The organism is Candidatus Electronema sp. PJ (assembly GCF_048287395.1).
Classification (GTDB): Bacteria; Desulfobacterota; Desulfobulbia; order Desulfobulbales; family Desulfobulbaceae; genus Electronema.
The window spans coordinates 1-20,080 of the sequence record NZ_JBLWEO010000005.1 but is presented as its reverse complement, the minus strand read 5'-3'; the positions used below and the strand labels follow the sequence as shown (position 1 = coordinate 20,080).

At 50.4% G+C, this 20,080-nt stretch carries 19 protein-coding genes and 1 tRNA gene; 14 read left to right on the top strand and 6 right to left on the bottom strand.

Features of this window, described 5'->3' with window-relative positions; all coding sequences use genetic code 11:
* Positions 1–2: 2 nt before the first annotated feature.
* The 8 genes from ACNKIB_RS00505 to ACNKIB_RS00470 all read left to right on the top strand — a co-directional run bounded on the left by ACNKIB_RS00505 (position 3) and on the right by ACNKIB_RS00470 (position 7,595).
* Positions 3–1,709 (top strand): DUF262 domain-containing protein, encoded by a 1,707-nt coding sequence (locus ACNKIB_RS00505; RefSeq protein WP_417908578.1) that lies wholly within the window; start codon positions 3–5, stop codon positions 1,707–1,709.
* A gap of 102 nt (positions 1,710–1,811) precedes the next feature.
* Entirely contained in the window at positions 1,812–2,309 is a 498-nt protein-coding gene (locus ACNKIB_RS00500; protein WP_417908577.1) for a cupin domain-containing protein, read from the top strand.
* Between the two features lie 438 nt (positions 2,310–2,747).
* Positions 2,748–2,984, top strand: coding sequence for a DUF2892 domain-containing protein (locus ACNKIB_RS00495; protein ID WP_417908576.1), 237 nt, complete (start codon positions 2,748–2,750; stop codon positions 2,982–2,984).
* A gap of 54 nt (positions 2,985–3,038) precedes the next feature.
* Positions 3,039–4,082, top strand: a complete 1,044-nt coding sequence (gene thiE, locus ACNKIB_RS00490; protein WP_417908575.1) for a thiamine phosphate synthase — start codon at positions 3,039–3,041, stop codon at positions 4,080–4,082.
* 1 nt (position 4,083) lies between these two features.
* Positions 4,084–5,367 carry a phosphomethylpyrimidine synthase ThiC gene (thiC, locus tag ACNKIB_RS00485; RefSeq protein WP_417908574.1) on the top strand — a complete coding sequence of 428 codons (1,284 nt, stop codon included), beginning with the start codon at positions 4,084–4,086 and terminating at the stop codon, positions 5,365–5,367.
* Positions 5,368–5,391: 24 nt separating this feature from the next.
* Positions 5,392–5,667, top strand: coding sequence for a PqqD family protein (locus ACNKIB_RS00480; RefSeq protein WP_417908573.1), 276 nt, complete (start codon positions 5,392–5,394; stop codon positions 5,665–5,667).
* On the top strand, positions 5,664–7,379 hold the full coding sequence (locus ACNKIB_RS00475) for a nucleotidyltransferase family protein (protein ID WP_417908572.1): 1,716 nt from the start codon (positions 5,664–5,666) through the stop codon (positions 7,377–7,379). The genes ACNKIB_RS00480 and ACNKIB_RS00475 overlap by 4 nt, the downstream gene beginning before the upstream one ends.
* A 139-nt stretch (positions 7,380–7,518) precedes the next feature.
* Positions 7,519–7,595: transfer RNA gene (locus tag ACNKIB_RS00470), tRNA-Arg, on the top strand.
* Between the two features lie 246 nt (positions 7,596–7,841).
* Here ACNKIB_RS00470 and ACNKIB_RS00465 read toward each other — a convergent pair.
* Positions 7,842–8,306, bottom strand: coding sequence for a methylated-DNA--[protein]-cysteine S-methyltransferase (locus ACNKIB_RS00465; RefSeq protein ID WP_417908571.1), 465 nt, complete (start codon positions 8,304–8,306; stop codon positions 7,842–7,844).
* Between the two features lie 66 nt (positions 8,307–8,372).
* Between ACNKIB_RS00465 and rsmG the strand changes: the two genes are divergently transcribed.
* Positions 8,373–9,026 carry a 16S rRNA (guanine(527)-N(7))-methyltransferase RsmG gene (gene rsmG, locus ACNKIB_RS00460; protein ID WP_417908570.1) on the top strand — a complete coding sequence of 218 codons (654 nt, stop codon included), beginning with the start codon at positions 8,373–8,375 and terminating at the stop codon, positions 9,024–9,026.
* A gap of 306 nt (positions 9,027–9,332) precedes the next feature.
* Here the strand turns inward: rsmG and ACNKIB_RS00455 are convergent, their stop codons facing one another.
* A complete protein-coding gene (locus ACNKIB_RS00455) occupies positions 9,333–9,485 on the bottom strand; it encodes a hypothetical protein (RefSeq protein WP_417908569.1) in 153 nt (50 codons plus the stop codon).
* A 78-nt stretch (positions 9,486–9,563) separates the two neighbouring features.
* Here ACNKIB_RS00455 and leuB point away from each other — a divergent pair, with 78 nt between their 5' ends.
* The 5 genes from leuB (at position 9,564) to plsY (ending at position 14,437) form a co-directional block, all read left to right on the top strand.
* Entirely contained in the window at positions 9,564–10,640 is a 1,077-nt protein-coding gene (gene leuB, locus ACNKIB_RS00450; RefSeq protein ID WP_417908568.1) for a 3-isopropylmalate dehydrogenase, read from the top strand.
* Between the two features lie 78 nt (positions 10,641–10,718).
* Positions 10,719–11,654, top strand: coding sequence for a magnesium transporter CorA family protein (locus ACNKIB_RS00445; RefSeq protein WP_417908567.1), 936 nt, complete (start codon positions 10,719–10,721; stop codon positions 11,652–11,654).
* Between the two features lie 40 nt (positions 11,655–11,694).
* Positions 11,695–12,615 (top strand): ribose-phosphate diphosphokinase, encoded by a 921-nt coding sequence (locus ACNKIB_RS00440; RefSeq protein WP_417908566.1) that lies wholly within the window; start codon positions 11,695–11,697, stop codon positions 12,613–12,615.
* 46 nt (positions 12,616–12,661) lie between these two features.
* A complete protein-coding gene (gene asd / locus ACNKIB_RS00435) occupies positions 12,662–13,780 on the top strand; it encodes an aspartate-semialdehyde dehydrogenase (protein WP_417908565.1) in 1,119 nt (372 codons plus the stop codon).
* A gap of 18 nt (positions 13,781–13,798) precedes the next feature.
* Positions 13,799–14,437, top strand: a complete 639-nt coding sequence (plsY, locus tag ACNKIB_RS00430; RefSeq protein ID WP_417908564.1) for a glycerol-3-phosphate 1-O-acyltransferase PlsY — start codon at positions 13,799–13,801, stop codon at positions 14,435–14,437.
* Between the two features lie 212 nt (positions 14,438–14,649).
* On the opposite strand, the gene ACNKIB_RS00425 is transcribed toward plsY, so the two are convergent.
* The 4 genes from ACNKIB_RS00425 to ACNKIB_RS00410 all read right to left on the bottom strand — a co-directional run bounded on the left by ACNKIB_RS00425 (position 14,650) and on the right by ACNKIB_RS00410 (position 19,905).
* Complete coding sequence (locus ACNKIB_RS00425; RefSeq protein WP_417908563.1) at positions 14,650–14,778, bottom strand: hypothetical protein; 129 nt, start codon at positions 14,776–14,778, stop codon at positions 14,650–14,652.
* Between the two features lie 120 nt (positions 14,779–14,898).
* Entirely contained in the window at positions 14,899–16,551 is a 1,653-nt protein-coding gene (locus ACNKIB_RS00420) for an ArnT family glycosyltransferase (protein ID WP_417908562.1), read from the bottom strand.
* The gene (locus ACNKIB_RS00415; RefSeq protein ID WP_417908561.1) at positions 16,548–17,720 is read right to left on the bottom strand and encodes a vitamin K epoxide reductase family protein; all 1,173 of its coding nucleotides are present in this window, start codon (positions 17,718–17,720) and stop codon (positions 16,548–16,550) included. Before ACNKIB_RS00415 ends, ACNKIB_RS00420 begins: the two co-directional genes overlap by 4 nt.
* Entirely contained in the window at positions 17,710–19,905 is a 2,196-nt protein-coding gene (locus ACNKIB_RS00410) for a tetratricopeptide repeat protein (RefSeq protein ID WP_417908560.1), read from the bottom strand. The genes ACNKIB_RS00415 and ACNKIB_RS00410 overlap by 11 nt, the downstream gene beginning before the upstream one ends.
* Between the last annotated feature and the right edge of the window lie 175 nt (positions 19,906–20,080).

Sequence of the window (20,080 nt, the reverse complement as noted above, 5' to 3'; positions counted from 1 at the left end):
TCATGAATTTCAATACCAGCAACGCCACCTTCCGCCAACTCCTGGGCAACGGCCTCAGTTACAAGGTGCCGCCGTTCCAGCGTGATTATTCCTGGACTGAGGAGGAATGGGATGATCTTTGGCAGGATATGCTCGGCCTTTTTGAGCCAGATGGCGAGCCAGCCCATTATATGGGTTATCTCGTGCTGCAATCCCAGGACAACAAGCTGTTTACCATCATTGATGGCCAGCAGCGTTTGGCAACCCTCAGCGTGATGATCCTTGCCAGTCTCAGCCATCTGCAAGACCTGGAGCTTGCTGCCCTGGATGCAGACAACAACAAAAGACGCAGGAAGCAACTCCAGAACAGTTACATCGGTTATCTTGATCCAGTGAGCTTAGTGCCGCGCTCTAAACTGGAGCTGAATCGGCACAACAACCGTTTTTATCAAACCTATCTGGTTCCTTTAGCAAAACTGCCGCAAAGAAACTTAAATGCCTCTGAGCACCAGCTCAGAAAAGCCTTTATCTGGTTCAAAGAACGCGTTAAAAATCGCTGCGGAATGCGTGCTGACAGCGGCAGAGACTTAACCGCTTTAGTGGACAGCTTGGTGGACAAACTTTTCTTTACGGCCATCTATGTAACAGACGAGCTGAATGCCTTTAAAGTCTTTGAAACCCTCAACGCACGCGGGGTGCGGCTCTCGGCAACCGATCTGCTGAAGAACTATCTGTTCTCCATCATCAGTACGCAAGATACGCACGAAACCGAGTTGAATGCGCTGGAAGAGCGATGGGAGCGGATTGTCGAGTTACTGGGCAGCGAGAGCTTTCCTGAGTTCCTTCGGGTCTTTTGGAACAGCCGCAACCGACTAGCCCGCAAGCTGGACCTGTTCAAGACCATCCGCAAACGGATCAACTCGCGTGAGGCAGCCTTTGCACTCTTGCGGCATCTGGATCAGGCCGCTGCGGTGTATGCAGCACTCCGTGATCCGCAAGATAAGCTCTGGAATCACGAGGAACGAGACTACCTGAAGCAGCTTATCATGTTCAATGTCCGGCAGCCGCTGGCTGTGCTGCTGGCCTGTCATGATCGCTACTTTACAACAGAGCGGACAATCTTCACCCGCATCCTGCGGGCGGTGACTATTGTTTCTTTCCGCTACAATGTCATCTGTAATTTGCAAACCCATGACCAAGAGCGGCTTTACAACGAGATTGCGCGGAAGGTATCTGATAAAATCTATTCATCGCCGTTGGAATTTTTTGCCGCTCTGCGGGAAGTGTATCCTGATGACCAGCAGTTTAAAGCCGCTTTTGCCGAAAAAGAGTTCAAAACAACCAATAGCCGCAACAAAAAAGTCGTGCGTTATCTCCTTTTTGAAATTGAGCGGCAGCTATACCAGAATGATTTTGAGCTGGAAAGCGCACTTTACAGCGTAGAACACATCCTCCCTGAACATCCCTCCGAAGCCTGGTCGTTCATGGACGAAGCCAAGCAGGAGCAGATGATCTACCGGATTGGCAACATGACCCCGCTTGAGACAGGACGCAATAAAGAAGTAGGGAATGGCGAGTATGCTGCCAAACGATTGGCCTATCAGCAAAGTGCCTTCCAAATGACGCGAGCAGTTGCCGAACACTACGACCGCTGGGATGAGCTGAAAATTGAAGCCCGGCAAAAAAAGCTGGCTGATATCGCGGCTGGGATCTGGAGATTTGAGTTTTAATCGGGGCAGGCCTTCTACTGTAAACATCCTCCACAATCCAATGGATATCCCAACCAATCCGGCGCAAGGGGAATCGGCTGCACCGCATCCCTCCTGCACGCCATGACCGCCGCCGAAATCATCAGCCTGCTTGGACTGGAACCGCACCCGCTTGAAGGCGGCTATTTTCGCAGAACCTACGAATCCAGCCTGGAGATTGGCAACAGAAGGCTGCTTACTTCAATTTATTACCTGCTGACTAAGGACAGCCCGGTTGGTTTTCTGCATAGAAACCGGGCTGACATTCTTCATTACCACCATCTCGGCGCACCGATCAAATACATACTCATTGCCCCTGATGGCAAACTTGGAGAAAAAGTACTTGGCCCGGATTTGCAACAGGGACAAAGGCCGCAATTGTTGGTTCCTGGCGGTTATTGGAAGGCAGCGCAGCTTTGTGCCGGGGATTACGCCTTAATCAGCGAGGCTGTCTCGCCTGGTTTTGTCTATGCAGACAACGAAATCGCGACCGAAGACCTTGTGGGTCAGCATTTTCCTGAGTTGCGGGAGCTGCTCAAGGGTTATATCAAAAGAGATAAGCAAAAAAATCTTGCACCGTAGAGACAGACCCCTGTGCCTGCCCTTTGCTGCCTGCTTTCAACCCTCCGTTGCCAAGCAACAACCTTTTGCGGCTTGGCAACAACTCTTTCTTGCCGAACAAAAGAAGGTTCTGGCTCGGCCACAAAAGGTTCTTGCTTAACTCAAGAAGGTTGTTGCCGAGCAAGAACCTTTTGTGGCTAAACAACAACTCCTTATTAGTCGGCAACAGCTCTTTGTTGGTAAGCAAGAACCTTCTGTTACTCGGCAGCAACCTTCTTTTGTTAAGCCAACACCTTGTTTTGCTTGGCCAGACAAGGTGTTAAGTCAGCCCGCAACGACTGGTCAGAGGCAAAAAAAGCCGCAAGCTAACCTGCACGGCTTTCTGGCTGGTTGCAGGAAAGCAGCAAGTCGGCTAGACTTTCCTCAAACCAAGGTTCAACCTAAATTAGGAGGATAATCATGATTGTCACAGACTGGATCCATGCCATTGCCGGATTTTTCATTGTTGTAGGGCTGACATTGGGCTTTGATTGCGGGAGTAACCCGCTTTTTGTCCATCCATATTTTCTCTTGCTGCCCCTGTTTGTCGGCCTGAACCTGTTGCAATTCGGTTTCAGCAAATTCTGCCCGCTTGGTCTCTTGCTGAAAAAGCTAGGCGTGCCGGAAACACGCGAAAAGGGCAAATGTTGCGGCTGAGAAAACCTCGCAACCGCCTTATCTCCAGCAGTAACCTTAGCTGAATGGTGTATCATGAACGAATCCAGACTGCTTGATGCCAATATCAACCGCGCTGCTGAAGGCCTGCGGGTCTTAGAGGATATTGCCCGCTTTCATTTTGACAACCAAGAGCTGTCTGCGGCCCTGCGCAACCTGCGGCACACCGTGCGCGAGCTGTTTAAAGGCCGAGAAAACCTCCTGCTGGCTGCCCGCGATGCAGAAGAAGATGTTGGCAAAAACACCTCGCAGGAGCACAGCACGGCAGATCAGCGCAGTGGCCTACGCGACACGGTGTTGTCGAACTTCAAACGGGTGCAAGAGGCAGCCAGAAGCCTTGAGGAAGTCCTTAAAGCCCAAGGCGAATACCTTGCAGGCAAGCAAATCGAGCAATTGCGCTTTAGTGTGTATGAGCTGGAGTCCCGCTATCTGCCGCTCTTCAGTCGCATCTTACCCACAGGCATTTACGGCATTCTTGGCGAAAAGTTTTCCCTAGGCCGCAGCAACATCGAAGTGGCCAGGCAAATGGTGCAGGCGGGCGTGCCGATCATTCAGTACCGAGAAAAGCTGAAAGACAAGAGCATCAGGATGATCTACGAGGAATGCTCGATTATTCGCCGCATCACTCAGGATGCAGACGTGCTCTTCATTGTCAATGACCATGCTGACATTGCCTTGATGGTCGGCGCAGACGGCATTCATCAGGGCCAAGATGATTTGCCGGTCAGTACACTGCGTAAGATCGCCCCGAATATGCTGCTCGGCTGCTCTACGCATAACCCAGAGCAGGCTGCACAGGCGGTGCTCGACGGCGCAGATTATATCGGGGTTGGGCCAATCTTCAGCACCCAAACCAAAGAGGATGTCTGCGCCCCAGTGGGTCTGGATTATGTCGATTGGGTTGCCCGGAACATCCAGATTCCCTTTGTCGCTATCGGCGGCATTAAGCGGCACAACCTGACGCACGTCTTGGCCCGAGGCGTAAAGACGGTCTGCTTAGTCACAGAGATTATTGGTGCCGATGACATTGGCCAGCGGATTAGGGAAATTCAAGATATCATCAATTCTTCAGGAGAATAATATGGCAACAACCTATACAACCCAGATGGACGCAGCCCGGAAAGGCATTCTCACCCCGCAGATGCAAGAAGTATTGGCGAATGAGGTCATTTCCGAGCAGTTGTTGCTGGCCCGCATCGCCCAAGGCCGAATTGTCATCCCAGCTAACCGCAACCATCACAATCTGAAGGCGATTGGGGTTGGTGAGGGCTTGAAAACCAAGATTAACGTCAACCTTGGCGTGTCTAAAGATGTCTGTTCCTTTGATGGCGAGATGAATAAGGCGAAGTTGGCCCTGGCATTTAAGGCTGATGCGGTGATGGATCTGAGTGTATCGGGCGATACCGAAGGGTTCAGGAAGCGTTTGGTCGCTGAGGTGCCGGTGATGATCGGTACCGTGCCGATTTACGACACCCTCACTCGCACTGGCAAGCCGACTGAGCAGATTACCATCGAAGATTGGTTTGAAACCGTGCGAATCCACGCGGAAAACGGCATTGATTTCATCACCATCCACGCTGGTTTGAACCAAAAATGCGCGCAAAGCCTGCGGCTCAACAAACGGCTCTGCGGGATAGTCAGTCGCGGGGGAGCTATTCTCTTTGAGTGGATGGCCAAAACCGGCCAGGAGAATCCTTTTTACGAGTATTTTGACCGCCTACTCGACATCTGCGAGCAATATGATGTGTGCATCAGCCTGGGTGACGGTTTGCGGCCTGGTGCGATCAAAGATTCCACGGATGCACCGCAGATTGAGGAGCTAATCACCCTGGGCGAGTTGACTAAGCGGGCTTGGGCGCACAATGTGCAGGTCATGATCGAGGGGCCAGGCCATGTGCCCCTGCATGAGGTCGAGATGAATATGAAGCTACAAAAGAAGCTCTGCCATCATGCCCCGTTCTACGTGCTTGGGCCGTTGGTAACGGACATTGCACCCGGTTATGACCACATTACCTCGGCCATTGGTGGAGCACTGGCCGCTATGCACGGCGCAGATTTCCTTTGCTATGTCACTCCAGCCGAGCATCTCCGCCTGCCCTCGGTTGATGACGTGAAAGAAGGCATCATTGCCTCCCGGATCGCCGCTCATGCCGGTGATTTAGCCAAGGGCATTCCCGGCGCAGCCGAACTCGACTTTGCCATGAGCAAAGCCAGAGGCACTTTAGACTGGGAAGGCCAGTTTGCCTGCGCTCTTGACCCAGACAAAGCGCGGGCCTACCGGGAATCATCCCAGCCCTCGGACAAAGGAGTTTGTACCATGTGCGGTGACTTCTGTTCGATGAAGCGTTTAAGTGGCTTGTTGTAAGGACACGACATTCAGCAGGCAGCTATGGACAACACGCAACGATTTACCCTAAATCAGGACTACAAGGTTGAGCAGTTTGAGGATGAGATTCTGCTCTATGCCGTGACCACAGGCAAAGGGGTGTATCTCAATGAGACTGCCTGCTTGGTCTGGGAGATGTGCGGCAAAGGTCTGGCTGTTGGAGAGATGATTGCTCTGGTGACAGAGGCGTATCCTGAGCAGCAGGCAGTCATTCCCAAGGATATTAGCACGGCCATCCAGATGCTGCTGGCCAATGGCATCGTCTATCCTGCGCCGTGAAGATTCTGCGGTCTGCCAGTCTGGTTGAAATCCAGCAGCATGAGCAGCTTTGCCAGGCCAGCGTCCTGCTTGGCAGCCACGGTCTGGAGGCAGCAGAGACCTTCAAGCTCTACAAGGCCGTACTTGAGCCAGCAGATGGGGATAAACTGTATTTGCTCAACTGCGGCTTTGTGCAAGCTACCCATCAACACAGTGGTAAACTCCAAGACATTGTCAAAGAACGACTCCCGCCGCAGACCTGGCAGCGGGTAGTCTCTTGCCGCCAGTCTCCACCCGATCTAGCCCTGATTCTCGCCTGTGTCGATGCCGCTCAAGGGCCGTGGGTGCTCCTTGATGGCAATCACCGGGCCATTGCCCAGCAGCTCCAGCAGGGCACCTTGCAGGGGGTGCCGGTTTATCTCTGTGCGCACCCGAAGATTGCCACCTGGTCCTACACGCCTCTCCTTTTTCAGCAGGCAGCAAAGCACCTGGTTCTCTTGCCGCAAGTAGAGCACCAACCAGGCCAGGCTTTGCAAATCCTTCAACTCTGCGCCCGCATTGAGCCACATCCTGCACAGCAAGCGCGTCTCCTGGCTAACTGCGCGGCCTTTGCTGCTTGGGATGCCCTGCTGCTCCTGGCTGAGGCGCACGGGATGGCCCCGCTTCTCCAACGGCATTTGGCGGCAGCTGGCATCAATTTACCAGACCAAGCACGCCGCACGCTCCGCCTGCTCTGCCTGCGGCATCGCCAAGCAGAGCTAGTCTTACTGAAAACCCTGGCTCAGATCCTTACCATCCTGGAACAAGCAGGCATTCCAGCCCTGGTGCTCAAAGGTGCAGCCCTTTGTCAGACCCTTTATCCAGAGTCCGGCTTGCGGCCCATGCGTGACATCGACCTGCTCCTGCCTGCTAAGGACGCTTTTCCCGCACACGCCCTACTGCAACAGCATGGCTTTGTTGATCCAGCCCTGCCAATCCCAGAAGATCATCCGCATCTGGCCTCGCTCCATCAAACTGTTGAGGGTCTCCAGGTTTGCTTGGAACTGCACCGCGATCTCTTTCCGCATTGCCCGCCTTATTACCAACATTTCGAGTTTGCCGAATTATACCAAAGAGCCGTGCCCTTTGTGGTCAACGGGGTGACCGCCTTCACACTGGCCAACGAGGACATGCTCTGGCATCTCTATCAGCATGGCTTCCATGCCCCGCTCCCTTATGAACCTGGCAAGCTGGTTTCAGTCGCTGACATCATTGGTCTGGTTGAAGCCAATGTACAGACCCTTGATTGGCAGAAGATAGCTGACCACTATCCGCAGTTACTTACCGCCTTGCCTCTCCTACACTATCTGACTCCGTGGAATGAGGTCGTGCAGCAGCAACTGCGCAGCAAAGAGCAGCCGATTCCAACTGGTGTTGGCCAGCATTTCAAGGGTTGGCCGCAGAAAAAACTGGCCACCCAAAAGGGTAAAAACATCCTCAATCTCTTGCGAGAAACCTTTTGGCCGCCTACCTGGTGGTTGTGGCTGTATTACACGCCTTCCGGCTTCTTCGCCCGCATTTCTTGCCGAGTCATCCAGCATCCTCGCCATGTTTTTTGGTGGGTAAAGCTCTATTGGCATATCTTCCTCAAAGCACAGCTTCCTGAAGGCGAAGCAGAGCATGGCCTCGCTGTACTGAAACACAGCCGGACGCTGCTTAGGGCGATGTTGAGCAAGATTCGCACCTCTGCGTAAGCGCGCAGACTCCTAACGATGTGCTAAGGATAGCATTACTAGTCTTAGTTTTAGGCCGGGCAGCAACTGGGCCTTCTCTGTTTTTTTGTGAAAAAGGACTTGTGCAAACTTTAGAGTTCTGCTAAATACTATGCGCACAGCACCTGTAGCTCATCTGGATAGAGCATCGGACTACGAATCCGGGGGTAGCAGGTTCAAATCCTGCCAGGTGCACCAAGAAAATTCAGGGAGTTAATGCGTGTTCCGCAAAGACTCCCTTTTTTCGTTTCCCAGTATCCTGCCCTCATTTTTTTGCTCCTGCGAGCAAAAAAATCCTCTGCCAAAAATCATGTGCACTAACTCTGTGGCGTAGGGTCTGAAGATGCGTTGTATTTGTAAAACCCGGGCAAGCAGGAGAAGTCGCCCGCCTTCCTTTCTGCGAGCAAGTTCAAGCAAAGACGGCAACGGTTTTTCCTGTAGGTTTCAATTCCTCTCCAAGTCGAGGAGGAATTGTTTGATTTCTAGCCCGCCAGAAAAGCCGGTGAGTCGCCCAGAACAGCCGACAACCCGGTGACAGGGAATGACAATGGGCAGGGGATTTTTGCCAGCTGCGCCGCCTACGGCTCTGGCCTTGTTGGGGTGCCCAAGTGCTTGGGCAATTGCGCCGTAGGTTAGGGTGGCACCGTAAGGAATCTGCCGGATCACGGCCCAAACCGCTTGCTGAAACGAGGTTCCCTGCGGCGATAAAGGCAGCTCAAAGCACTGGCGTTGGCCAGCGAAATACTCAGCGAGTTGTGCCTTAGCGCGACAGAGCAAAGGGTGGTCTGCTGGGGCGGCATCGGCAACCGGCAGCTTGCTTTCGACAGGAAAGGCGATTCGATATAAGGCCAAGTCATCAGCAAAGAGCCGCAACTGGCCGACTGGGCTGTTAAAGATTGTGCAACGCATGTGGCTCACCAGAAAAACTGTTCAAAAGCAGACGCACAGACATTTCTCCATCTCTTACCCTGAACCATGCGCAATCGCAACCAACTTCTCATCGGTTTGGCACAGCTTGGTCTCAATCTCCCGGCCTGTTCTGTCGATAAACTCCTGCTGTACTGCGACGAGCTGCAAAAATGGAACAAGAAGATCAATCTGCTGGCCCGTGACACGCCAGTAGAGGAAATAATTGAAAAACATTTTCTCGATTCGCTGACCCTCTTGCCGCTCTTGACTCGACCTGGCAGCGTAGGCGCAAGCCTGCTCGATGTGGGCAGCGGCGCAGGCTTGCCTGGTTTGGTGGTGGCGGTGGCTTTGCCGGACTTACAAGTCACCTTGTTGGAACCAAGACAGAAGCGCACCGCGTTTCTCCGCCATATTGTCCGCACTTTAGCCCTGACCAACGTCCTGGTGCGGGAAGAGCGGCTCGAACCAGGCGAAAAATTGGCCACTGAATTCACCTTTATCACCAGCCGCGCCGTTGCTGCGCCAGATATTTTGCTGCCGATGCTGGCGCAGGCGGTTGGTCCAGCAACGCGGGTCATTTTGATGCAAGCGGCAGACGACCGGCAATTCCTGGCAAGCTGCCCAAACTGGGAATTTGTTGAAAGCTATCAGTGCCAACTACCCTTTTCTGGCCATCCCCGCGCCTTGACTGTGGTACGAAAACAGCCGCAGTCTGCTTGATTGCCTGGAAAGGTTGGCAGCTTCTTTTTTCTCTGGTAAGATAGGCACTCGATCTCTTGTAGAAGTCAACAAGAAGGGGTAAGTTCAGAGGTACAGCCAGCAGCGCACCTTTTCTGCCTACTTGGCGAGGAATTTGGCTTGACAGGAAAGGAGTTGTACTCGGTAGAAGAGGAGTTTGGCTCGGCCAGAAAGGAGTTGAAGTCGGCAAGAAAGGAGTTTTGCTTGGCCAAACTCCTTTCCTAGTGAGCCGCAAAGAAGTCTTGCCGACTTGTAAAGGAGTTATAGTCGGCCAAACTCCTTTGCGGCTTAACAGAACTCCTTTGCTACTCGGCCAGACTCCTTTCCTGCCGAGTACAACTCCTTTGCAAGTCGGCAGAACTCCTCTGTTGCCGAGCCAAACTCCTTGGCAAACGAGTAAGAAAAGAAGGCAATTTTGCTGAACTCGTTGATTTCTGCCAACGATTTATGAGGATTTAAAGGCGCAGCGAATCAGCGGCGCAGTATTTCCAGAGAAATTTACTTGATAGAGACTGTCAGATGACGAACAAGATAGCATTGCTGGCTGGAGACGGCATCGGCCCAGAAGTAATGGCAGAAGCAGTGCGGGTGCTCGACGCAGCCCAGCAAAAGTTTGGCTTTAGCCTGGAATATCATTATGCCGATGTGGGTGGCATTGCCATTGATAACCACGGCCAGGCCTTGCCGCCCTCTACCTTGCAGCTTTGCGAGGCCAGCGAGGCGATCCTCTTTGGTTCAGTCGGTGGGCCGAAATGGGAAAAGCTGCCGCCAGCCCAACAACCGGAACGGGCGGCTCTGCTGCCGCTGAGAAAACACTTTGATCTCTTCTGCAACCTGCGGCCAGCCAAGGTTTTCAAAGCACTGGCCGCTGCCTGCCCACTTAGGGCGGACATTGCCGGCGAAGGTTTTGATGTGCTCGTGGTGCGCGAGCTGACTTCAGATATTTATTTCGGTCAGCCCAAAGGTCGTGAAGGCAGCGGGCCAGATGAATTTGCCTATGACACCATGCTCTACAAGCGTTCGGAGATTGAGCGCATCACCCGGATGGCTTTTGAGGCTGCCCGGGGCCGTCGAAAAAAGGTGACTTCGGTTGATAAGGCAAACGTCCTGACCACCATGGTCTTGTGGCGCGAAGTAGTGACGCAAATTGCCGCTGAATACCCTGACGTGGAACTCAAACATATTTATGTCGATAATGCGGCCATGCAGTTGGTCCGTTGGCCGCAACAATTTGACGTAATGCTCTGTGGTAACATGTTTGGCGACATCATTTCCGACGAAGCAGCCATGCTCACTGGGTCTATTGGGATGTTGGCTTCAGCCAGTTTGAATAGCAGCAGCTTTGGTCTCTTTGAACCGGCAGGTGGATCTGCTCCAGACATAGCTGGCAAGGGGATTGCCAACCCGATTGCCCAGATTCTTTCAGCAGCAATGATGTTGCGCTACAGTCTCAAGCAGCCTGCGGCGGCAGAGGCGATGGAAAAGGCAGTGGCAAAGGTACTGGAGCAGGGCATTATGACTGCGGACATTGCCACGCCGGGTTGCAAAAAGGTTGGCACCAAGGAAATGGGCGAGGCAATCGCTATGGCTCTGTAAGAATTCGGCGCAGGGGAAAGACATCTCCCTGCGCCGGTGTTGAGCAGGAAGCAGTAATTTCGAGAAAGGCGGCGGTAAATGATTCAGGTCTTCAAGTGGTCAGAAAACAGATATGTTCAGATAGACAAGTTTGAGAAGAACTGCTGGATTAACATGATCAGTCCAGATAGGCAGGAGCTGGAAAGATTATCGCAAGAGATTCTCATCCCTGCTGATTTTTTGACTGACCCTTTGGACATGGATGAAAGGGCACGCATCGAGACTGAAGAAGGCGTGCTCTTGATTGTGCTGAGAATACCTGATTACGATGAAAAAAATTCGGAAGTCCCGTTCATCACCACCCCTGCTGGCATCATTTTAACCAAAGATGGCTCGATCATCACGATCTGTTCTTCTGATATCACCGATCTTCTTGAGCTTTATGTCGGTAAAGGGAAGTATATAGTCACTGGCAACCGAAGCGGATTTGTTCTGAGAATCTTTTTACGGACTGCCTTGCTGTATTTAAAGTTCTTGAAAGAGATTAACAGGAGAACAGCGGAGATAGAAAAAGAGTTACAGAAATCATTGCAAAACGAAGAGTTAATTAAACTGCTTAACTTGGAGAAAAGCCTGGTTTTTTTTACCACCTCACTGCGGTCAAACGAGTTAATGATGGAGCGATTGCTCAAAACTAAAACTCTTGAGTTGACTGCCGAGGATGAAGACATGCTGGAAGATGTCATCATCGATAATAAACAGGCTATCGAGATGGCAAATATTTATAGCAACATCCTGAGCGGCATGATGGATGCGTTTGCCTCGGTTATTAACAATAATATAAATTATGTTATGAAGATTTTAACTTCAATAACCATACTGCTCACTATCCCGATGGTGATTTCCAGTATTTATGGAATGAATATTAAAATTCCATTCCAGCATTCTCCTTATGCTTTTTTGATTGTAATAGGAATTTCGTCTGCGCTGTCACTGTCTGGCATTCTTTTCTTTATTAAAAAAAGATGGTTCTGAGAAAAATGCCAAGGATCCTTTTGCTTGCAGGTAAGCTGCGATGACCAGACGCGAAAACATTCTCCTGCTGGCCACCTGCGACTCTGTGCCGCTGGCAGACAAAGTGGCTTCAGAACTCAAAATTGAATGCACGCCGATGGTGCGCAAGCAATTTTCCGACGGTGAAATCTATCACGCCTTTCCCCGCGACGTGTCTGGCGTGGATATGGTTATTATTTCCGCCACCCACACCGACAGCGCACTCCAGGAACTGTTGGACTTGATCGCAGGCGGTCTTTATTGGAATGCCCGCAGTGTTAATGTGGTGATTCCCTATCTTGGCTATTCGACGATGGAGCGGGCCAAGCCGGAATCCGGCGAGATTCCCAAGGGCGTAACCCGTACCCGGCAGATATTCCGCAATCGGCCTAAGTATGTGGCCTTTGTTGATCTCCATTCCGAGGCGGTGTTGCACGCGCATTCCGGTGAAATCAAGACCAGACATCTATGGACAGAGGAACTGGCCGCAAAGAAAATCCGGGAAATGAATCTCAGCGATTATGTGCTGGTTTCCCCAGACTATGGCTTTAGCAAGCGGGTAGCGCGAGTGGCAGGTATCCTCGGTTGTCCGCACACAGCGGCTAATAAAGATCGTTACGATGTCGATAAAACCATTGTCGGCCAACTCTCCAGCGCAGTCAAGGGCAAGACCGCCATCATCTGCGACGACATGATCCGTACTGGCGGCTCCATGCTCCAAACCGCTGACCGCTGCTATGAAGCAGGCGCGACCGATGTCCTCTGCATGGCCACGCATTTGGTGCTGTCAGGTAATGCCCACGAGAAGTTTCGGAAACGAGGTATCCGCCGGATCATCGGCGCAGATACTTATCCTGGAACAAAAACAGATGACTTGTTAGAAGTGTACTCAGTAGCTCCAATTATTGCCAAGGAACTGATTCATTATCTACGGATCGTGTAAACACGACTTGTCCATGAGAACAACATAAAATATCTCCCAAAATATCATGAAAAAAACAGGTATCATTGGTTGGCGAGGCATGGTTGGTTCCGTGCTTATGGAGCGAATGCGGACGGAGAACGACTTTGACCGGTTTGAGCCGCTGTTCTTTTCCACCTCTCAGGCCGGGCAAGCCGGGCCGGAAATCAATGGCAAAACTTTCGAGCTGTTGGATGCCTTTGACATGAGCCTGCTCAAGGGTCTGGACATCATCCTCTCCTGTCAGGGCGGCGATTACACAAAAGAAATTTATCCTAAACTGCGTGAAGCAGGCTGGCAGGGCTATTGGATTGATGCCGCTTCCACTCTGCGTTTGGAAAAAGATGCCATCATCGTCCTTGACCCGGTTAACCGAGCAGTTATCGACAAAGGTTTAGCCGATGGAATCAAAAACTACATCGGTGGCAACTGCACAGTTTCTCTGATGCTGATGGCTCTGGGTGGGCTTTTCGAGAAAAACTGGGTGGAGTGGATCAGCTCGCAGACGTATCAGGCTGCTTCTGGGGCTGGTGCCAAGAATATGCTGGAATTAGTCAACCAGATGCGGTTGATCGGCGAGAATTGCCAGAATCTGCTTGATGATGCGGCCAATATTTTGGAGATCGACCGCAATGTGAGCTACACCCTCCGCAGCCCGCGCTTTCTGACCCAGCATTTCGGCGCACCGCTGGCAGCCAGCCTGATTCCTTGGATTGACCGAGCGATGGAGAACGGCCAGACTCGCGAAGAGTGGAAGGGTATCGCTGAAACCAATAAAATACTGGGCCGAGACGAGAACAATCGCATTCCAGTGGATGGCTGTTGCGTTCGGGTTGGGGCGATGCGCTGCCATAGTCAGGCCCTGACAGTGAAACTGAATCAGGACATCCCGCTGGCCGAGATTGAGGAAGCCATCACGAAGCATAACCAATGGGTGCGCTTCGTGCCGAACAACAAGGAGGACACCTTACGCGAGCTGACTCCGGCCAGTGTCTCCGGTACGCTAACAGTCCCAATCGGTCGGATGCGGAAAATGAACCTCGGCCCGCAGTATCTGAGCGCGTTTACCGTTGGCGACCAACTCCTTTGGGGTGCGGCAGAGCCAGTACGACGGATGCTGAACATCCTCTTAGAATATCTTGGTTAAACCCGGACGCAGCTGGTCATGAACAGCCTGCATTTTCTTCTGCCTGCGGCAGCCTACATGATCGGCTCGATCCCTTTTGGCCTTTTGCTCTCACGGGGCAGTGGTATCGACATCCGCCAACACGGTAGTGGCAACATAGGTGCTACTAATGTCTCTCGGTTGGTGGGTAAGAAGGTCGGTTTTCTCACGCTGCTCTTGGACGCAGTTAAAGGCTGGTTGCCGATGTTTGCCGCTGGGCTACTTCTCAGCGATGATTCCAGCCGCAGTTTGATTACAGCTCTCTGCGGCGCAGCTGCTGTGACCGGCCACATGTTTTCGATCTTTCTCCGCTTCAAAGGCGGTAAAGGTGTGGCCACCGCCCTAGGAATATTTCTCTATATCGCCCCTAAAGCCTTGCTGGTCAGTTTGGCGGTCTTCATCGCTGTGACCGCCCCGACCGGCTTTGTCTCTCTCGGCTCGCTTCTCGGTTCAGCGGCCATGCCGTTGAGCCTCTATTTTTTTGCCGAGCCGCTGTGGAAATTCTGGCTGGCTGTCTTCGTAGGGATGATGATCTGGATCAAGCATTACCAGAACATCAGACGGCTGCTGAACGGCACGGAGAAGCGATTCAGGGAGAAGGAAAAAATTATCTCCTCTCAAAATAGACCTCTTGCCTAAGCCATTTCAGCATTCGCCAAGAAGCGGAGAGGGCAGTCGAGGAAATTTCAGTAAGTTGCTGGAGTTGCAGAATGGAAGAGGTTTGAGCAGCGCAAGGAGCGCGGTAAGAGCGCAATGCTCTGCTTTGGCAAAACACACCATTTCTGCTCGGTTGCCAAGGAGTTGTACTCGGCCAAACTCCTTTGTGTAACCGAGTACAACTCCTTTCCGGCTTACCAAAACTCCTTTCTTAGTCGGCCAAACTTCTCTCCAAGTCGACAGAACTCCTTTTTTGCCGAGTAAGATTTCTTTCTTAGTCGGCAAAACTTCTCTCCAAGTCGGCAGAACTCCTTTGCGGCCAAGCAGAACTGCTTGCCTACCGAGTATAATTCGAGGTAAGCTGCATAGGGAAATTTGCGAAGTGCCCTGGCAACCCCTTGTTCAGGGCATTTTTTGGCAAGGGACTGGTCTCATATCTCCTCTCAAAATGAGGCTTGATATAAAGTGTAGTCAAGATGCGAGGCCAGCGGCAGGAGATGCTGCTGCTCCATTTCTACCCAACGTTGCTGCGTGCTGACTTCTTCGTTTTGTAGCCATTGATAGAGTAAATCCCTCCTGATCAGCAAATAACTGGTGTTTCTTTCTGCCAGATTCTGTCCTATCTTCTCCGCAGTCATTTCTGGCCGCCGCAGCCAAGCCAGCAGACCTTTAGAATTGCCATACTGATCAAACCAATGCTCTCTGTTTATATAATATCCTCGCCAGCCCATGAAAATGCAGAGGATTTTAGCTGACTCCGGCAATTTACTGTTGATATGCTGAAGAAGCGGATATTCAGGAATCTGCCGAGCTAAATATTCATCTCTGCTCAACCTCCCGCTGATGTAACTGAGTGGATCTACTTTCTGAAACTGCTGATACATATAGCTGCCGTTCCAGGCCAGCATCAGCGCAGCGGGAATCAGCCAGACGGCCAAGGCAAGGCTGCGTTTTCCAGCCAGCAGTTCCAGCCGGTGCAGGCCCTGCATGGATAAAATCACCAGAAACGGCACCATTGGCACGAGGTAGCGGATGCGCAACACCCCGGTGTTGAAGGCAAAGAGAAAATAAAGTAGGCAAAAAGCGGCCATTGCTGTTTGCTCAAGGCGCACTTGTCTCTCTGATTGTCTTATGCGGAGCAAAGCAAGAAGGGGTAACAGCAGGAGAAACGGGTTCAGGCGGCCATCAAAATAACGAGGATCGTCATCCTGGCCTTCAAAAAAAATCCGCACTGGCAACAGAAGCAGCTGCCAGATGTTTTCGCCGTACAGCACATGCCGTGTGGCAAACACGCCGCGCACTCTGCCGCCTTGCAGTTTAGCCTCCTCAGAGCTGGTCTCCGCCTGCTCCGCTGTTGTCGGCGCGGCGGCGCGGTTGAAGAAGCCGTTGTAGAGCGGATAAACCGGATTGCCTGTCCAGACAGCGTTCCTGATCAGCCAAGGTGAAGCCGCCAGTAAAGCGGCAAAGCAGAACAGCACCGCCGCCTTCACTGCCGGAAGCGCTGCACCTTGCCTTTCGTCCTGACTGCGGATGAAGAGTACCGGTACCATAACCGTCAGGATGAACAGTACCAGTAGCCCGTTATATTTGGTCCCAATGCCCAGCCCACAGCAGATGCCTGCCAGTAGCAGGTTGTACCGCTGTTCGATCTCTATCCAGCGGAAGAGCAGGAGTACGGCGGCGGTGCTGAAAAAGACAAGGCCAAGATCAACATAGACCGTGACCGAGAGCTTGGCGATGACTGGAATGCTGAGGAAAAAGACCGCGCCCAGCCAAGCGTAGATGCCGGGCTGTCGTTTTTTCAGATGGAGAAAGAGCAGCAGGGTCGTGGCCAAGGCAAAGGCCATGTGGATGTATTTCGGCAGAATGTCGCTACCAAGCCATAACGCCCCTATATAGAGCAGGTCGAGATTCATGGGGTAATACGAAAATACCAACTCAGGAATTTCGTAGATGCTGCCGTGCTGGAGGTAGAGCTTGGGAATTTGGAGATGGTGAATCAGACCGTCGCGGTCAAAAGGTGGGGTACAGGCAAGCAGTGCAAGGCAAAAAACAATGATGCTGAGAACTACCGGTACAAAGAGCTGCTTTCTCATTTCCCCGGCAGCTCAGTAACCTTTTTGAGAATCTCCGCTGGAATCTGTCCTTGATAGACTTTTCCATTTATGATAAAGGCTGGAGTACCGACAATTTTGTTTTTCAGGCCGGTCCATATATCTGCTTGAAGCTGCTTTAGGACAACTGGTGAATACATATCCTTTTTAAGCTGTTCAGCATCTAATCCTGCTTTTTTGGCAAACTTACTGATGTTAAATTCTTTTATGCCATTCCTGATGACATAATATAGAGAATCATTAACGAACCAAAATTTGTCTTGCTGCATTGATGCAATAGCCAGCAAGGCCAACGTGCCGGAACCGGTATGAAAGGGCTTTTTAACCAGTACCGTGTTGAAGTTTTCGTCCATGGGGTAATGATGATGGACTAGGCGGAGCGCATCAGGATGCCTGGCAACAAGCTGCCGCAGCACAAAGTGCATCTTGCTGCACTGAAAACATTGATAGTCTGTGAATTCATTAATTACCATTACCGGATGTTCCGCGCCTATCCAAGGATGGCCTTCTTCAGTTACTCCAGAATGCACATCAGTTGAGAATTCGGGGTATTCATAAATCCAATAGGCTGGAAGAAATATCTTCAGACAGATAAATGCGGCAAGGAGGCAGGACAGGGCAGAAAGAATATATCTATCTTTGCTCAAAAAGAATAGAGCATTCCGTATCCCTACAGAAAAAGAATGGTTATTGAAACGTCTTCGGATGATCCAGATCAAGAAAAGAAGCGTGAAACTGACGGCATAGGTCAACAAGCACATGATGCAGTAGGCTTGTATTTCCACTGCACTGACATAACCGAAATACACATCAGCAGCAGAGCAGATTAGGGCAAGCCCAAACAGCAGTTCCCATAGCCCCCTGCGTTCTGGGCTGTTAATTTGTTGAGCAGGCAAGGCAAGAATAAAAAAGAGTGCATATACGAAGGTGCCCCAAAGAGCGAGGGGAAGCCCAAACAGCACAGACCAGGAACTCTGCGAGACCGTGTCGCAATTGATAGCCTTAGAAATGGCGCAAAAGCTACTGTAGCCGATATCTGTATAGTTCCGATAATGGGACAGAGCAAGATAGGCTGAAGCGGCAACTCCAATAGCGGCAAGAAGAAGTATTGGAATGGTATAAGCTAGATAAGGTAATCGTTTATATTGCATTGTTTTCCTCGGGTCGCAATTCTTTATTGCGAAGCTGTGGAGCTAATCCCCCTTCGCTGCGACGTGGCAGAGGATCACTTGCTTCTCTTTGGCGTGCAATCCAGTCTGCTGCATACTGTCGGAGCAGGGGATAGTTGATGGCTTTAGAAGGAATGTTCGGTGCTTGCTCATAGAGAATCGCGATCAACTCAGGCCAAGTTATTCTTGAAAGGATAGCCTGCATTGCCTGATCCGCCTCGGCCTGCTTGCCTTTCAGCAGACTTATCTCTATAACACAGAGTGAGCTTGGGACAACCGGTACGCCCAGCATATCCGCTAAGTGTATATAGAAGGAAGATTTATCCATAAATCCCATCCGGGCGTAGATAAGGGCAAAGTTGAGCAGTGTCTTGCGGTATTCCTCGGTCTTCATATCAGAATGAGCAAAAACTCGCTGTAGAACCGCCGCCCCTTCTTCAACGCGATTCAGAGCAATAAGCATCTCGCCATGTTGCTGGAGATAACCTCCATTTTCAGACCTTGCCTCAACCAGTTCTGCCGTAATTTGTACAGCCTGTTCCTTTTGTTTGGTACGCCATAGTATCCAAGCCTTCTCCGCCAGTATCGGGGCGTTATAGTTTCCATACGGCTTGTCCTTTGATGCGGCAAGAGCCTTATCGTACAGCTCCAGAGTTTTTCTATAATTTTCGGTCAAGGTCATGATATGAGCCATAGCATTATAGGCCCAGACCCTACTCTTCCAAGGTGTGGCAGCGTATTTATCCAGAGAAAGGAAATTCAGTTCAAAGGATTTCTGTAGGTTATTTACTGACTGATAATATTGTCCGAGATTGATATACGGGCCAGCACTTTGCGGAGCCTTCGCCCAGGCATCTGCCCATAGACTTTGTTCGGTCTGCCATACTTTATTTCTTGCGAAGGTACCTAGCACGAGGGAAAGAACCAGAAAACTGGTTACAGCTGAAAGCAGGACATAGATAATCCTGTTACCATGTTGATATTTTTTAATAAGGGTACCTAAGGCTGCTGCTGCTGGAAGAAAGAGAAATAGCGAGGGAAGGTAATTACGGTGCTCAAAGATCAATTCGAGACTGAGAATAGTCGACTCTACACTATGATTAAGGAGGAAAAAGAGTATGCTGAATGAAAGTAGCGGGTAACGTCGATGATAAACAAACGGCAGGACAATAAGCAGGGCGATACTGATGATTGAAAACAGAGTAGTAATAGGGGTGACAAGCGAGGTGGATAATTGAATATCATGAATCAGAGAGAGACGGAAAGGGGCCGGGTAGAAAAGCAGACTGAGATAAAAGAATAAAATACGAGATTGTGTCAATACTCGCTGAGTCATAGTAAAGCTTCGATCATTATAAGACAAGAATATGCTATGAATAACGCCTGGCCCTTTCAAAAATATTATACACCATGTAATAACTAATACTACTGACAGGATGAGTATAAAATTTTGCCTGGTAGCATTAATTTTCCTCCTAAAAAAAAATAGCTCGATCAAAACAATAGAAGCAGGAAAAAAAAGAGCATTCTCTTTAGAACCTAATGCTAGTAAAAATACTACAAACGAAGCACTGTAATATACAGCTTGCCTATTTCTATCAAGATAATATTGTATTCTTCCTGCAAGATAACACCATATACCGATAATGGTAAATAGGGTTGCTAGAGATGCCATTCGTTGCACAATATATGTTACCGCTTGGGTCTGTATCGGATTGAGTGCCCAGAAGAGAGCAGTAAGAGTGGCGATTAACTTGCTGTTTTTGCAATATACAGCTCCAATCTTTGGAGAAACGAGAAGCAGCAAGCATGATTTATAAAGGAAAATGGTTGTCAAAAAATGAATGCAAAAATTTATCAGGTGATAACCAAAAACTCTGTCCTGATGAAAGAACCAGTTCAGGGCAAAACTTAAATTGCTGACAGGACGAAGCAGTGTTCCTTCCTTTTCTGGATAGGCAAAAAAAGTTTTTTTGATCGATTTTATTGTTAAATCGGTCAAATGAAGAGGTGTATTATCTAAAATATTAGGAAGATCATCAAAGTGCCATTCAGCCTGAAACGAAGAGGAGTAAGCGGTGAATAACAGGAAAAAAAAGAGCGAATAAAGTGTAACCTGCCTTTTCGGGAAAGAAATTGTATGTCGTTGGAATTGGTCTTTATTCATAAACTTCTTTTCTGTATTGGACTGGAGAATATAATGAACCTATCCCACTAATAATTGTACCCACATAAAACAAACAGCCAGACAGAGAAAAGAATCAAAGCAGCAGGGCTGCCTTTCCCAGCGGACAACCAGACGGCGGAATTTTCTTTGCATCCATGAAAAAGTCCGTTCAACT